This is a genomic window from Aquimarina acroporae, assembly GCF_023195925.1.
GTDB classification, from domain to species: Bacteria; Bacteroidota; Bacteroidia; order Flavobacteriales; family Flavobacteriaceae; genus Aquimarina; species Aquimarina acroporae.
In genome coordinates this window covers 607,822-623,656 of record NZ_JALPRE010000003.1, presented here as the reverse complement: position 1 = coordinate 623,656, position 15,835 = coordinate 607,822, and the positions used below count along the sequence as shown (strand labels likewise).

7 protein-coding genes are annotated in these 15,835 nt (G+C 34.1%); 6 read left to right on the top strand and 1 reads right to left on the bottom strand.

The annotated features are described in order from the left end of the window. Positions 1-79: 79 nt before the first annotated feature. Positions 80-4,093, top strand: a complete 4,014-nt coding sequence (locus tag M0D21_RS07180; RefSeq protein WP_248327847.1) for a DUF6923 family protein — start codon at positions 80-82, stop codon at positions 4,091-4,093. 48 nt (positions 4,094-4,141) lie between these two features. Here the strand turns inward: M0D21_RS07180 and M0D21_RS07175 are convergent, their stop codons facing one another. Next, positions 4,142-6,214 (bottom strand): tetratricopeptide repeat protein, encoded by a 2,073-nt coding sequence (locus M0D21_RS07175; protein ID WP_248327845.1) that lies wholly within the window; start codon positions 6,212-6,214, stop codon positions 4,142-4,144. A 182-nt stretch (positions 6,215-6,396) separates the two neighbouring features. On the opposite strand from M0D21_RS07175, the gene M0D21_RS07170 reads away from it, so the two are divergent. The 5 genes from M0D21_RS07170 to M0D21_RS07150 all read left to right on the top strand — a co-directional run bounded on the left by M0D21_RS07170 (position 6,397) and on the right by M0D21_RS07150 (position 15,804). After that, on the top strand, positions 6,397-6,693 hold the full coding sequence (locus tag M0D21_RS07170) for an STAS domain-containing protein (protein ID WP_248327843.1): 297 nt from the start codon (positions 6,397-6,399) through the stop codon (positions 6,691-6,693). A gap of 789 nt (positions 6,694-7,482) precedes the next feature. Continuing rightward, a complete protein-coding gene (locus tag M0D21_RS07165) occupies positions 7,483-7,794 on the top strand; it encodes a glycosyltransferase family protein (RefSeq protein WP_248327841.1) in 312 nt (103 codons plus the stop codon). Positions 7,795-8,066: 272 nt separating this feature from the next. Beyond that, positions 8,067-9,446, top strand: a complete 1,380-nt coding sequence (locus M0D21_RS07160) for a glycoside hydrolase family 71/99-like protein (RefSeq protein ID WP_248327839.1) — start codon at positions 8,067-8,069, stop codon at positions 9,444-9,446. A 908-nt stretch (positions 9,447-10,354) separates the two neighbouring features. After that, positions 10,355-14,362, top strand: a complete 4,008-nt coding sequence (locus M0D21_RS07155; RefSeq protein ID WP_248327837.1) for a DUF6923 family protein — start codon at positions 10,355-10,357, stop codon at positions 14,360-14,362. Between the two features lie 194 nt (positions 14,363-14,556). Then, positions 14,557-15,804, top strand: a complete 1,248-nt coding sequence (locus tag M0D21_RS07150) for an oligosaccharide flippase family protein (RefSeq protein ID WP_248327836.1) — start codon at positions 14,557-14,559, stop codon at positions 15,802-15,804. Positions 15,805-15,835 lie beyond the last annotated feature (31 nt).

The following is a 15,835-nucleotide window of genomic DNA, read 5'->3' as shown; positions in this document are numbered from 1 at the left end:
ACTACTTATCGAATAACACCATTTACCAGTGCACAGATTGGGTAATTTAGAGTATCGAAAAAACCTAAATCATACCATAATGAAAAAAATAACTACCCTACTATTAATCATTATTACTTTCTCAATGAAAGGTCAAGAGGCTTTCGATTGTAATGATGGTACATTTTATCAAGTAATTTCTGGTGCTATGAAAGCATACGATCCTATTACGGGGTCTTACTCAGATGCTTTACATATATATACCTCATACAATGCCGGAGGATATAATGTAGTAGACAATTATCTATATGCAATTAAAAAAGGAGATAATCACCTACTAAGAATTGCAAAAGACATGGTTATAGATTTAGGCGCTGTAACACCTAACGGAACCACCGTGTTTGGCGGTGGTTATGCCGCAGATGTGGACCCAGAGGGTAATCTTTGGGTATTCCAAAATAACAATAAGCAAACATTTCATAAAATAACCAATTTGGCTAGTTATGACGGTACATCTTCTCCGGTTTTTGAAATCGTACAAGCCGATGTAAAAGCTCCAAGTACCTGTGCAGATATTGTATATGTGAACGGTGCTTTTTATGGTGGTAGTAGAGGAAAAATCTTTAAATGGGATCTGTCTACGGGCACTCCTGTTTTTTCTAGTAAATCAGTAACAAATTTACCAACCAGTACTTTTGGAGCTGCATACGCAGATTCTAATAACAGATTATATTTTTCTGATAACAATGGAGGTCTTTACTTAATTAATGATTACGAAGGAAATAACCCAACAGCAACCATGCTGAACCTAACCGAAACCACAAACTCTAATGATGGATTTAAGTGTGCTAGCGGTGTTTCTCCTCTTGACAAAGATCAAGATGGTGTTTTAGATTCTATGGATGCCGATTGTGATGGTGATGGAATATTAAATGTGGTGGAATGTAAAGGAATTGACCCATATGGAGACGATGATGATGATGGTATGTATAACTATCTTGATGATGACATAAGCGGAAATGGTGATAATGTTGTGCAAGATGCTTTTGACAGAGATAAAGATGGTAATCCAGACTTTTTAGATATAGACTCTGATAATGATGGAATCTATGATATTGTTGAAGCGGGTCAAGGTGCTCAAGACACCAATAATGATGGAATGTGTAATGGTCAAGATAATAATTTTCAAGATTTAGACGCTGATGGTGTAGCCGATGTTTTTGACGCTGACCAGAATGGAACCACGGTTACGCCATTAGATTTTGATAATGATGGTATTTTCGATTGTTATGATATCGATTCTGATAATGACGGAATCGTAGATATCATCGAAGGGCAAGAAAGTGGTTCGTACTTAGGTATATCTGGTAAAGATGAAGATAGAGACGGATTGGATGATAACTTTGACGCTGATTTTGGCGGTTCAACCAATGGAACTGTAAATACCGATGGAACCGATGGATATGATCACTTAGATACCGATTCTGATAATGATGGTATTTCAGATTTTTTAGAAGCCTATGATAACGATGGAGATGGCGTAGCAGAAACGACACCTTCAGGTATAGACCAAGATGAAGACGGTTTAGATAATAACTTCGATCAAAGAAAAACAAACTTTGACTCTGAAAATGGTGGTCAAACTCCAGCAAGCTTCCCTATTCCAGCCATTTGTGATAGATATAATTACCTAGGAGAATTCAATAGCAACGGAAAACCACTATACCTTGATGGACAAGATGTAGTTAGTCAGGAAACTTTGGATATGATTAACAATGCATTACCAGAAGGATATCCAGTACCAGATTTCAATCCGCATTACATCTCATCGGGATATGATACAGATGTAGTAGTACAAGAAAATGCCGAAATCTGGATAACATTTGTTGGTGAAGGTGCAGGTTACAGAAATACCCTTGGATTCTACACCTACGATATAAATAATCCCTCTCAAACGATTCCACAGCCAGAAGACATTACAATTATATTTCCAAATGTTTCTGCTGTAGGTAGTGGTGGAGATTTAGAAGTTGGTGATAAGGTAAAAATTGGTAGCTTCCCTCCTAACACAGGAATAGGTTGGGTATTACTAGCTGATGCCTGGAAAAATGGATGCGTTGATACAGGTAACTGGCAGTTACACTCTAATCCAGATTATAATCCAGAAAATGATGAAACCCTAAGATATCATAATGTATTGCTTAACGATCCAGATAGCGAAAGAATCATTCTAGGTTTTGAAGATATACGAAGAGATTATGCTTCTTGCGATCAAGATTTTAATGATGCATTATTCTATATCACTGCAAGTCCAATTACTGCTATCAAAACCGATAATTATGCAGATATTAATAGTGGTACAGACGTAACTTCTGCAAATGATGGAGGTTTAGAAAGTAACGGAGACCTTGCTAGCTTAATTGCAAAGCGTAACTTCAACAGAATAAAGACTAACAATGTATTTAACACCAAAAAGAGCCAACAACGTTTTATGCCAGGTGTAAAATCTTATAAGTCTGCAAACAACGAAGATTTAAGCGTTCATTTCCCAGAAACAGGAATTAAAGGAATAGAAACAACGTATGTATCTAGCCCTGAAGATTTATTGGGAATTACCAATGCAGAAGCCGTTTTCTCAATAGATTATTACGAAGGAGAATCAAGAGTTGCCGCAGCATTAGCTACATCGACCAAAGGTTCTGTATATGATCATTCTAAAACTATATGCGATAGACTAAACGGTTCTAAGCTACTTGACGTAAGAACAGTACAAATTAGAAAGCACACTGTAGTGAGCACAAAAATTGAAAGAGCGACAGGTGAGATTGAATATGCATTAACATTCTCTATACGAAAAGCAGAGTATGAAAATGAAATCTACAGTCTTTGGAATATCGGTAACTACCCAGAAGGTGATTATGTAAATTTCCAGGTGTGGGGTGGTACAGTATCTCAGGTAGCTAACATTACCAACCACATTATAGACTCTTTTGTTGCCAATAAGCCACTTAGAAGTAACAAATTAAAAAACATTGTACCTACAGTATTTGTAAAAGAAGGATCATATGCCAACGGAAAATTAACGTTGAACATCGTGAACAAAGCCAAATCTGCAAATATGAAGTTTTCTGGTAACATGAGAGTTACAGAGCAGTCTGAAGAAGTAAACACAACGAAAACTGTGGCATTATCAGGAGCATATAATGAACAAGTAATTATAGATACAGGATACTTATTTGACATAGGGTTCTCACTTCAAGGTGAAGCCTCTACACAAATAGATGCACTTTACCTGGCAGATGGGCCATGGGGAATCGATTATGCAGAAAACGGTGTTGTGGTTAGTGATTTTGAAATTGAAACAAATAGCAACGACGTTGATGAAAACAAGTATATGGTAGAAAGAAATGCTTTGGTACAAGGAGAAGTAAAAGAAACTTTAAACCTGTTCAGAAACATTATGCCAGGTGACCTATCATTAGATGTGACAGACTACAAAGCTGTAACTTTCGAAATGATGAATACCAGAGATATCGAAGTGATCTTAGTTACTGAAGGTCTTAAAGATTGGAATAATAGATTGAGATATACGATCCCTGCAAGTGATGAAAAACAAAGCTATTCTATTGCCTTCTCAGACTTTGTAAATGGTACTAATCAATCTGAAGAATTAGAAAAAGTAAGAAGCATTGTATTCTCTGTACAAGGTGATTACCAAAACTTCTATGCCTTCGAACTTCAAGTATCTGCTTTGGCTTTCAGCAATGGATCAGGAACAGATGAAGAAATTGAAGAAGATGATATTGTTGAAGATGATGAAGTAATCGCTGAAGAGGTTGAAATAAATGAAGAGATTGCGGTTACACAGGTTAAGAATTACCCTAACCCTTTCAGCTCAGAGACCACTATAGAGATTCCTGGTATACACCAAGAAGTACTTATCGAAGTAATCGACATGTTAGGAAGAACGGTAAGAAAAGAATATGTAGCAGTAAACAGAAACAAAATACGTTTTGAAGCAAGAAATTTAACTCCTGGAATCTATCATTATATGATAAGAGGTCAGCAAATGAGAAGATTTAAGGGAAGGTTATTTATAAAAGAGACAAGATAAGTGTTTCGGATTTGGGTAAATAGCGGGAACCAAACTTAGTGGTTCTCGCTATTTTTTTTGTAATCGTATTATTTTATCATCAAAAATAGGTTTCTTTAAGAAGTACCATTTCAGTTTAAATCCGAATTCGGCAAATTCGAATCCCGCAGCGGTCGCAGAAGCTATATTACTATATTTCCCGTATAAATTACCAATAAATCGATCTGAGAATCGATACCCGAACTTACCTTCTGCCCTAAATGTAGTGGAGGCTTCTTCTTCATCAACAAATTGTTGCCCCAGAGCCGCACTCAAACTATAGATCCATTTATTGTCTGAAGTACTCGAAAGCTCAGCAAATACCTCTCCCAAATTAAATGTCCCCGGACTAAAATAAATCTCGGGAACCTGATTTTTAAATGAAATATATTGATAATTCAACCCTGCTTTTACTACAGGACGTTTCAAAAAACTATAATATAAGGAGGTAAATAATAAATTCCTGACATTATCATCGGTCTGGGTGGTATAGATATATTGTGTATACCAACCTAAATTAAAGTTGGTTCCTAAATTATAATTAAGGAAATAATTATTCATGACAATTTCCCGAGCTATAAGATTTGCATTAAAATTCTGCAACTCTCTTCTATATCCCAAATCTAAATTCTGAAGTTTAAAAGGTTTAATAGTTACAATACCTTCTGCCGTGATCTGGGTATAATCTGTTGTAATTGCTTCAGAAGTATTTACTCCCAACTTTCCTAACAAAGAAATTCTCCCACTCAACTTATATGACGCTCCCAAAGAAATGTCATGCGACGATGCTTCTACATTGGTTCTGGTATTTTCTGTCGTTCTGTATGTGTAATTAACTGTAGATTTAAACCTTGTCGAAAACGGAATTTCAGAAAGCAAACTTATGCTAAAAGCCTCGTTATCTCCATTATCAAATGTAAACGAAGTCTTTTTCTCAACAAAAGGAGTGTGAGATATCTTTAAGGTTTTAATTAGTTTTTCGGCATCCTGTTGTTTTGGATAAAAACGTAATGTAGCAAAAGCGTATTCATAGGCTTTCATATCATTTCCAGAAGCTCGATATGCATTGGCAATACCCAAATTACCATCAAAAGAACTAGTTTCATTCTTTAAAATAGATCGATATCGATCTAAACTAACCCCAAAATCACTGGTATACATTCCATAGGTAGCTTCTAGGCTAAAAACTCTGTTCTCATTCGGAAACTTAGATTTTAATTTTTGAATTTGATTTCTGGCAAGTTTATATTTTTGGTTCCATAGTAATGCCTGAATATACCGTTCATAGGTAGAAAGCACCAAATCTTTATCTTCTTTATGTTTTGCTAATTTTTTTATCGCTTTTTCTGCTTGTTGTAAAGCCTCTTTATCCTTAAATTGTTTATGGGCAATTAGAGCAAGGCCATTGAGTGCAACAATACTATCTTTTGGTGTAGAGGCCAAAGTTTTATACACAGTTTTCGCATCAGAAAATTGGTTAGTAACGATATATATATTTGCTTTATTGAGTAAGGTGTTTTTGTCTGCAGGAAAGTCTATAAGATTTTCATCAAGAAGTTCCAAGGCATCTTTATAGTTTTGGTTTTGTGACATTTCAAAGGCATAGCCCAGGCGCACAAATTTTCTAGAAATAAGGGCATTGGCATTACCCGGCTGCAATGAAAGAGCTTTATTAACCCATTCTAGAGCTTGACTATATTTTTTTAAGTTGGATAATGTATTGGCATATCCCAAAACACCAGGAAAACTACTTGGGTTTTCTACTACTAGTTTCTCATAATAAGATTCTGCAGCTGTGAATTGTTTGTCCCACAATAAAGATTCTGCATAATTCAACTTAATCTCAAAATCTTCAGGATATTTTTCTTTTAACTCGGTAAAAATATCCACGGCTTCTACAGTACCTCCCAACAAACCAACCGCTCGGCCGTAACAGAGTTTTGCCGTTTTATTTTCGGGATATTCCTTAAGGATATCGGCAAAAAATGTTTCAGCTTTTTTATAATCTCCTGTTTCTAAAAAAGTAAAACCTTCTTGCATATCTTGTGATCGAAGAATAAAAGAGATAAAAACAAAAAGAGAGAGTAATACTTTTTGAATCATTTGTTCATTTTGATAACAACAAGTTAAGCATATCTTTTATTATGTCACAACCAATAATGTTTTTTTATCTATACTTTTTTTCCTTTGAACTTTAGCAATCTTCTTCTTAACGAAAATCTATTCATACCACTTTCAAATTGCACCATCTTTGTGTGAGAATTAATACTTAATAACAAATTATCATGGTGCTTTCTATAACCAAAAATCAAGGAGTATTTGAAATAAACGGAAGTATTGTCGCTGAAAACGCTCAAGCATTGCAATATCATTTTGAGCAACTACTATTTTGCGAAAAACAAGTTATTTTATCCGTAGATCAAGTAAAAAAAATTGATGTCTCAGGAGTCAATGCTTTGTCCAACTTATACAAAAGAGCTATTAAGAGTAACAAACTCTTTTACATTATTGGAAAAGAGAACAAAAATGTAAGGAAAGCTTTTTACAAAGTAAATTCTATCTTAAAAAAAGAGGCTTTATAGTTCTGATATTATATCACTATGTAAGATAATTAGGTAATAATTTATCTCTCCAAAACCTACACTAAAAAACATCTTTTAGAGCATCTATAAGTTTTCTGAAAATTATAAGGAAAATCCAACCAAACCATCTCATTTTGACAAAACCAACCTTTTTTTACGGAAAAACATTACTTTTTACACCTAAAAACCAGTAGTTTTTAGCAAAAAAACTATGAGAAAACCCACATAATCTTTAACGTTTGTAGTATTTTTTATAGATTTCTGTAAGTAAAAATGTTAAATTTTAAGGTATAAACACCATTTTATCGACAAAACACACTGTTTTTGGCAATAACGTACAAAAAGTGTGGTTTTACCGTATTAAAGGTCGAGATAACTTTTTTAGTTTTACTATATGTTGACTAACAAACTCTTTCTCAACATAAAAGTAGACTTCGTCAAAAAATGGTAACATAATCTTCAAAGTCCCAAGAAGAATATGAGCAAAAACAAAACCATTTAAAATTTAAATAGCACATAGAATACCCAAAGTAAATTTTCGTCAAGGTGAAAAATAGACTTCTAAACCCCAGAAGAATATTTGACCCAATTTAAAATGTGATAAACCTAAGAAACTAGGTAATGTTCAACGAGTACTTCTTTTACAATACCCTTGGAGTATTCCCAAATCTTTAAAATTAGCATGACAAAAATTACCAGAATTATTATTCCATGCTATAATGAATATTATAGACTGGAAAGGGAGAAATTTTACAACTTCCTATTAAAGACACTCAGTCCGGTACTAAGGTGTTTGAAAAAAGTGTTATCGAAAATGTATACAACCAAAGATTCATTAGCAATTGGTTATTCGATATCGAAATATTTCTAAGGCTCAAAAAACATATAAGAATTAATGACCTATTACACCGTATTAGCAAAGAACCTCTAGATAGATGGATCGAAGTAGAAGGATCTAAAATAACGCTCAAAGAGTCTTTCCTTATACCAATAAATCAACTCATGATATGGTTCAACTACTCTAAAATTAGAACCGTTGGCAAAAATGTTTCTGAAAACTTAAAATTAAAACTGAATGACTATATAACTACTATTTTTTAAAAAAAATAAAAAGCTCTAAAACAGCTAGCAAAATATAAAATCAATAAGATTTTAACCCCAAATTATCAGATCTAGAAGATCATTATAACTGTAGTAAACGCGAATTCATCTTGCCAACAAAACTATTAAACGAAAAATATCAGTTTTTGACAGTTTATCTTATTAATTTGATAAAGAAGAACTTTTAATTCATTAGGTACTGTATAAGCCAATACCTATTTCCTGTCACCAACTGAAGGTTAAACTTTTAATATCTAATCCATTTTTCAGCTATGAAAACAACCAACTTTAAACTATCAATTTACGTTACAATTTCTTTACTATTTATTCTATTTTCCTGTGAAAAAGAAGAAGTATCTACTATGATTGCCCCCTCAATCCAACAAAATACAATAGCAAAACCCATTCAGGATACTACCTATACCGACGCAGAGCTTTTAAAAGTTTTGGAAGAAGAACTCGATTTTTTAAAAATCGAAGAAAAAACTGGTATTGTAGACATCTCACATATGGATATAGTGAAAGAAAATCCTAAAAAAGTGTATGTACACTACCTCCCTTGGTTTCAAAGTAAAGATTATGATGGATATTGGGGACAACACTGGACTATGACCAACCAGAATCCTGATATCGTAGACGCAAACGGAAATTCACAAATTGCTTCATATTATTACCCTTCTATCGGACCATATTCATCAAGCGATCCTGATTTGCATGAATACCATTTTCTTACCATGAAATTGGCAGGAGTAGATGGAGTAATTTTTGATTGGTACGGGAGTAAAGATTTACACGATTATGCACTTATTAAACAAGCTACAGAAACATTTATTGATACTTTGGAAGATCTTGGTCTCAACTTTTCTATCATGTATGAAGATAGGGTAGCAATGCAATCTGCCCAGATGGATCTATCCCCCAGTGTAGTTGCAGCTGCTCAAGCAGATTTCTCATACATCAATGATACTTATTTTTCTAGTCCAGAGTATATAGAATACAATGGTAAAAAAATGTTATTTGTTTTTGGCCCTCACTATATTAATACTGAAAATGAATGGAATCAAGTATTTGACGTATTCCCTGAAGAAAATAAACCTCATTACCTTACCTTATGGGCTGCTAGTGATCGGGTTGGGGTAAATTCTGCTGGAGAGTTTCTGTGGGTAGACAAAGACCATTTACTTGCTCATGAGTACTATTACGATACTTATTTACCACAAAACAAAATTACAGTAGGTTCTTCATATCCCGGTTTTAGTAGTTTTTATGCTGACGGAGGATGGTCAGATGGTATTAATGAATGGAGTATAGATACTAATGAAGGAAATACCTTTGTAGAGACACTCAACTACACCCATCATGAACAATCAGATTTTATTCAAATTATCACATGGAACGATTTCGGAGAAGGCACAATGATAGAACCCACACAAGAATTTGGTTTCACATATTTGCAAATCTTGCAAGAATATACCGGTGTACCCTTTACTCCATATGACCTACAAGTTGCATTAGATTTATACAATGCCAGAAAAGAATTCAAAGATAACCATGAAGTACAGCGAATACTAAACCGAACTTATCGCTATGTAAAAAGTTTAGATATGGAAAGGGCGAATAAAGTAATACAATCTGTTACACGTTTTTACTAGTATGATCATCAAAAATCAAAATAAATCATTTAAAACCTTAATCAATTTATTTTCTAAATACCATTTAATTTGGTCTTATTAACTTTTTTTTAAGGAAAACAACTTCAAAAAGAGATCAAAAAGGGACTTTTTTTAACAAAAAAACTATGAGGAAACCCACATTATTTTTAACATTTGTAATATTTTTTTACTATTTCTGTAAGTAAAAATGTTAAATTTTCATGTAAAAATACCATTTTATCGACAAAATACACTGTTTTTGGTAGTTACGTACAAAAAGTGTGGTTTTCCCGTATACAAGGTTGGGGATAACTTTTTTAGTTTTACAATATGTTGACTAACAAACCCTTGATCAACATAAAAGTAAACTTCGTCAAAAAATGGTAGCATAATCTTCAAAGCCCCAAGAAGAGTATAAAAACGTATTACCATTTACAATTTTAGAATACCTAAGTAAATTTTCGTCAAGGTGTGAAACATAATTCTAGGCCCCGGAAGAATGTTTAACCCAAAATAAAACAGAAAGCGTCACAATAACAATGGCCTTTCATTTTACTTCTTCTGAATAATAGTTGAAGTAGCCCAAATCTAAAATAAAATGACGATAATTATGGAAACCAACCTACTATGTTTGTACAAATATTGTGGACTAGAATCAAGAAAAAATAATCCTTCAAAAGTAGATTTCATTCACTTCTTTATTACATGTATACAACATGTGGTAACTACTATAATTACCAAAAAGTTTATACCATTTAATTTTCATGCTATACATAAAGCATCCATATCCCATTTTAAAGACCGTACTTTTTTACCGCCAACAAATTTCTTCTCACTGTATAAGAACTGAAACTTTACTATTCATCTTACAATAATATCACAGTCAAAAAAATTAAAAAAGCGATTGTATGAAAAAAATAACTACGCTATTCTTACTACTCATTGCCATTTTAACATCGAGTTATGCGCAACAACCTTTCGATTGTAACGAAGGTAAATTTTACCAGGTTATTTCTGGTGCCTTACGATCTTATGATCCTATAACAGGAACATATTCTGCCCCCTTACATATTCATTCTGCTTACAATGCAGGAGGATACAACCCTGTAGATAACTTCTTGTATGCCATAAGAAACAAGGATAGACATTTACTAAGAATTGGTAAAGACATGGTGGTTGATTTGGGTGAAGTTGCACCCAATGGAGGTGTAAAGTTTGGAGGCGGTTATGCTGCCGATATAGATAATGAAGGTAATCTATGGGTTTTTCAAAATTCCTTAGACAAGAGATCCTTTCATAAAATCATAAATCTTCAAGACTATGACGGTTCTTCCGCTCCTGTTTTTGAGATTGTAGTATCTGATCAAGCCTCCCCCCAGGCTTGTGCAGATATTGTTTTTATAAATGGTAATCTTTATGGCGGAAGCCGAGGAAATGTATATAAATGGGATCTTTCTACGAATACACCTGTATTTAGTGGTAAAGCTGTAACAGATTTACCAGGGCATACCTTTGGAGCAAGTTACACAGATACCAGCAATCGCTTATATGTATCAAGTAACAAAGGCGGATTGTATCTGGTTAATGATTATAAAAGTAGTAGCCCTTATGCTACCTTATTGAATAATACCGAAGTAACCAATTCTAATGATGGATTTAAATGCGCTATAGGAGTCTCTCCTGTAGATGCAGATCAAGACGAAGTATTGGACCCTTTTGATAAAGATACCGATGGAGATGGTATACCAGACCTTGTAGAAGGTGGAGGAGTTGATCCCTATGGAGACGATGATTCTGATGGCACCTTTAATTATCTGGATCCAGATTTTGGAGCAACTTGTAATAGCGGTGTTTCGCTAGCTTTTGATACCGATAGAGATGGTGTACCCAATGTTTTAGACCTTGATAGCGACAATGACGGTATTTTTGATATTGTAGAAGCCGGGTTAGGTAATTATGACACCAATAACGACGGATTATTTAATGCAGAAGACACAAACTTTAATGATGCAGATCTTGATGGTATAGCAGATATTGTAGATATCGATCAAACGGGAATAGCTTTCTACCCTCCCGATACTGATGGAGATTTAATTTATGACCCATATGATATTGATGCCGACCAGGATGGCATCATCGACTTAATTGAAGGTCAAAATAGTACTAATTTCGTTGCTCCTTCGGGGAATGACACTGACAGAGATGGAATGGATGATGCTTTTGATCCAGATCAGGGTGGTACTCCACAAGGTTATGTCAACACTGATGGCACTGATAATCCCGACTTTTTAGATACCGATTCTAACAATGATGGTACTCTAGATCATGTTGATGCTTATGACACCAACACCGATGGTATTGCGGATACCGTAGCAGCCGGAAACGATTTTGATCAAGACGGGCTCGATGATAATTTCGATCTCAAAGAAACAGTTTTTGATGCCGACAACGGAAATCAAAATCCAAACAGTTTTCCTGTGCAAAGTATTGGTGAGCGATATAAATATATGGGCACATTTGGAAATAATGGCACTCCAAATTACCTGAGAAATAATGAGACCTTATCATCAGATTATCTCAATAGAATTGCTACTGCCCTTCCCGAAGGAAGTTCAATTCCTAACATGAACCCTGACTATATTTATTCTGGATATGATAATGATGTATTTATAGAAAACACTACCAATATTAAGGTCACTTTTATCGATGAAAATACTAGCTATAAGAGTTCCTTAGGATACTACACATATAATGTAAACAACCCATTAACCAAAACTCCAGATCCTGAAGATATCACCTTGGTATTTCCAAACGCATCTAAAACAGGGAGTAATGGAGAACTTATGCCAGGGAATACTGTAGATTTAGGAAGTTTCCCTGCAGGCACAGGTATAGGTTGGGTGTTGTTAACCGATAGTTGGAACGGTGCTATGGTAGATTCTGGTTTATGGCAATTATATTCAAATCCTGGCTTTAACCCAGAATGTGATGATGCCTTAAAACCTCATACTATTTTGTTGGCTGATACTGCAAATAAAACAATTGTTCTCGGTTTTGAAGATGCCAGAAGAGACTACCCTGCTGCAGATCACGACTTTAATGATGTTCTATTTCACATTAGTGCAAACGAATATTCAGATCTAAAAACAACCAATATTCCTGAACTTACCGAAGAAGGTGTAGTTACCTCAGGGAATGATGGTGGTTTAGAAAGTAATGGTGATTTGGCCAATTTAATTGCAAAAAGAAATTTTTTAAGAGCAAAAACCAATAACGTTTTTAACCAGAAAAAATTACAGCAAAAATTTATGCCAGGTTCAAAAAAATACAGATCAAAAAACGGTATAGATCTTAGTGTTTATTTCCCTGCAACAGGTGCTACTGGAAATGAAAGTTCTTATGTATCAAGTCCAGATGATCTTATAGGTGTAACCAATGCTACTTCAGTTTTCTCGATAGATTATTACAATGTAGATGACAGAGTTGGAGCCGCATTGGCTATGGCTACCAAAGGTGGAGTTTATGATCATTCTAAAACCATTTGCGATCGTCTTAATGGTTCTATTATTGAAGATATTAGAACCCTAAAAGTGAGAGATTTTACTCTGGTAAATACTCGAATAAAAAGGCCTAACGGAGAAATAGAATACGCGTTACATTTTTCTGTACGTTTAGATGAGTATCAGAATGAATTGTATAGCCTTTGGAATATCAATGAGTACCCAGAAGGAGATTATCTTAATTTCCAAATCTGGGGAGGGTCTATACCTCAAACGGTTAATATTGCTAATACTATAATAGATAAATTGGCAGAGGAAAAATCTCTTGGAAAAACGTTTATTCCTGATAATATCCCTCCAATATTCATTCAAAAAGGGTTTTATCGCAACGGGAAATTAACGCTGAGTATGATCAATAAATCTAAAGCAACTCAATTTTTATTTGAAGGAAACAAGAGAGCCACAGAACTTTCTTCCGAAGAATTTATGACTAAAACCATTGCATTATCTGGAGCTTATCAAGAAACCATTACAATAGACACAGGGTACTTATTCGATATTGGTTTTTCTATAACTGGGGATGATCCTGCCAAAGCAGATGTGTTATACTTGGCCGATGGACCATGGGGCATTGACTATCAGGAAAATGGAGCTAGTATTGCAAATTTCAAGATTTCAGAAAACGAAGTGTCAGAGAATGAACATGATGACTATTTTGTAGAAAGAAATGCTAGTGTACAAGGTTCTATAAAAGAGACCATGAATTTATTTAGAAATATCTTAGGAGGTGATCTTACTCTTAATGTTTCTGAATACCAAGGAGTTTCGTTTGAACTACTTTCGAAAACAGATGTTGAAGTAATTTTAGTATCGAATGACCTTGTCGATTGGAATGATAGATTACGATATACCATAAAGGCAAATGATACACTTAAAAAATATGTGATCTCATTCTCAGATTTTACGAGTAAAGCCAAGAAAAAGATGACCTTAGAAGATGTAAGAAGTGTGGTATTTTCTATACAGGGAGACTACCGAAACTCAGTTCCATTTAATCTTGAGGTCAATAAACTTGCTTTTGTAAGGGATCTTGATATAAACGAAGATGATAATGATACTGTAGCGGTAGATGAGGATACACAAGACCTTACCAGTAACGTTGCTACGGTAAGCAACTCTCCTAATCCTTTTAAAAGTGAAACCACAATAAAAATGCCTACTCCAAACAAAAAAATAACCATTTCGGTTATAGATATGTTAGGAAGAATAGTGCAGGAAGAGGAAATAACGGGGAATCAGACTTTATCAAGTACATTTACTTTTACCGCTAAGAACTTAGCGCAAGGAGTATATAAATATATTATTAGAGGAGATAACTTCAAAAAACGATATGAAGGAAGTTTCCTAATACGATAACCAAAAGTGACTGCTTCGATTGGGTGAAAAAAATTATGATATGTTGAGGCATTCCCTATTTAACTTTATTTAATTTTCTGTTGGCTACTGTACTTTATAATAAAGTACAGTAGTTTAACAAAAAAAGAATGTAACTTTAGTAACACTAGAATAATAAATTCAAAAACTATACGAATAAATATATGATAGCCCTCATGAAAGCATTGAAAAACATCACTGCTGAGCAGAAATTCATGCTTAGTGTGATCATTGTTAACGGAGGGAACTATCTTTACAATTTACTTCTCGGAAGAATCCTTGGACCTCAACAATTTGCAGATGCGGCACTTCTTATTACATTTTTACTCGTGCTTTCTTTTATTGCTATGACGTTTCAGCTATCTACTGCAAAATTCTCGGTACTGTTTGAAAATAGTATTTTTAAAAATTTCATCAATATCATTTACAAATACGCTACACTTACTGGTATTGTATTTGGTATTCTCATTGTAGCATTTTCTAATCAACTACAAACCTTATTTAATACCCAAACATCTTTGATGTTTATTCTCTTTGGGATTGGAGTACCCTTGTATTTCATTATGAGTGTGAATCGAGGTTTTTTTCAAGGCTCCAAAAAGTTTGAAAAACTAGCGATTACCTATCAGGGAGAAATGATAAGTCGTTTATTGATTACTTTACTATTGATTTACACGATCAATCTTCAGTCTTCAATTCTTGTGTCTTTGGGAATAGCGTTATCATTTATGTTCGGATTGATTCCTTTTCACGCAAAAGATATTAACCCTATAAAGAAATATACATTACCATCTGCAGAGAATAAGTATATTCTTCGATTCTTTACCTTGACTGCATTTTATGAACTGAGTCAGATTATTATAAACAATAGCGATATCCTATTGGTGAAACACTATTTTGAAACTTATGATGCCGGCTTATACGCATCGTTGGCTTTAATAGGCCGTGTAGTATATTTTGTCGCCTGGATGTTTGTGATGCTTTTATTACCTAAAGTAGTTCAACTACAAAAAGAAGGTGTATCTACCGCCCCTATACTGTTCAAATATGTATTTTACATCACACTCTTATCCAGCTCTATTGTAATTGGCTGTTACTTTTTCCCGGAGCTTGTCATTAATATCATGTTTGGGAAACAGTATATAAGTATTGCTCCATTACTATGGAAATATGCTATTGCAACTTCACTCTTTGCAATTTCTAATATATTCGCTTATTACTTTTTATCGCTGGATCAATACATTCCTGTGATTATCTCTTCTTTACTTGGAATTCTTCAGGTAGTACTTATCATTTTATTTCACAATTCTTTATTACAAGTTGTCATTATGCAAATCGTCGCCATGACGATTCTACTCGTCTTTCAACTTTTGTTTTTCGTAGGATATCAAAAGATATCTTCAAAAAACTTAACGAAAGGTTAGTTCCACTCGTCGAAAGAAAAATTCTATTGAT

Bases quoted from the DNA above. Each gene is read 5' to 3' on its own strand.
- M0D21_RS07150 (WP_248327836.1), top strand. From the start codon at position 14,557: ATGAAAGCATTGAAAAACATCACTGCTGAGCAGAAATTCATGCTTAGT.
- M0D21_RS07180 (WP_248327847.1), top strand. From the start codon at position 80: ATGAAAAAAATAACTACCCTACTATTAATCATTATTACTTTCTCAATG.
- M0D21_RS07160 (WP_248327839.1), top strand. From the start codon at position 8,067: ATGAAAACAACCAACTTTAAACTATCAATTTACGTTACAATTTCTTTA.
- M0D21_RS07170 (WP_248327843.1), top strand. From the start codon at position 6,397: ATGGTGCTTTCTATAACCAAAAATCAAGGAGTATTTGAAATAAACGGA.
- M0D21_RS07155 (WP_248327837.1), top strand. From the start codon at position 10,355: ATGAAAAAAATAACTACGCTATTCTTACTACTCATTGCCATTTTAACA.
- M0D21_RS07175 (WP_248327845.1), bottom strand. From the start codon at position 6,214: ATGATTCAAAAAGTATTACTCTCTCTTTTTGTTTTTATCTCTTTTATT.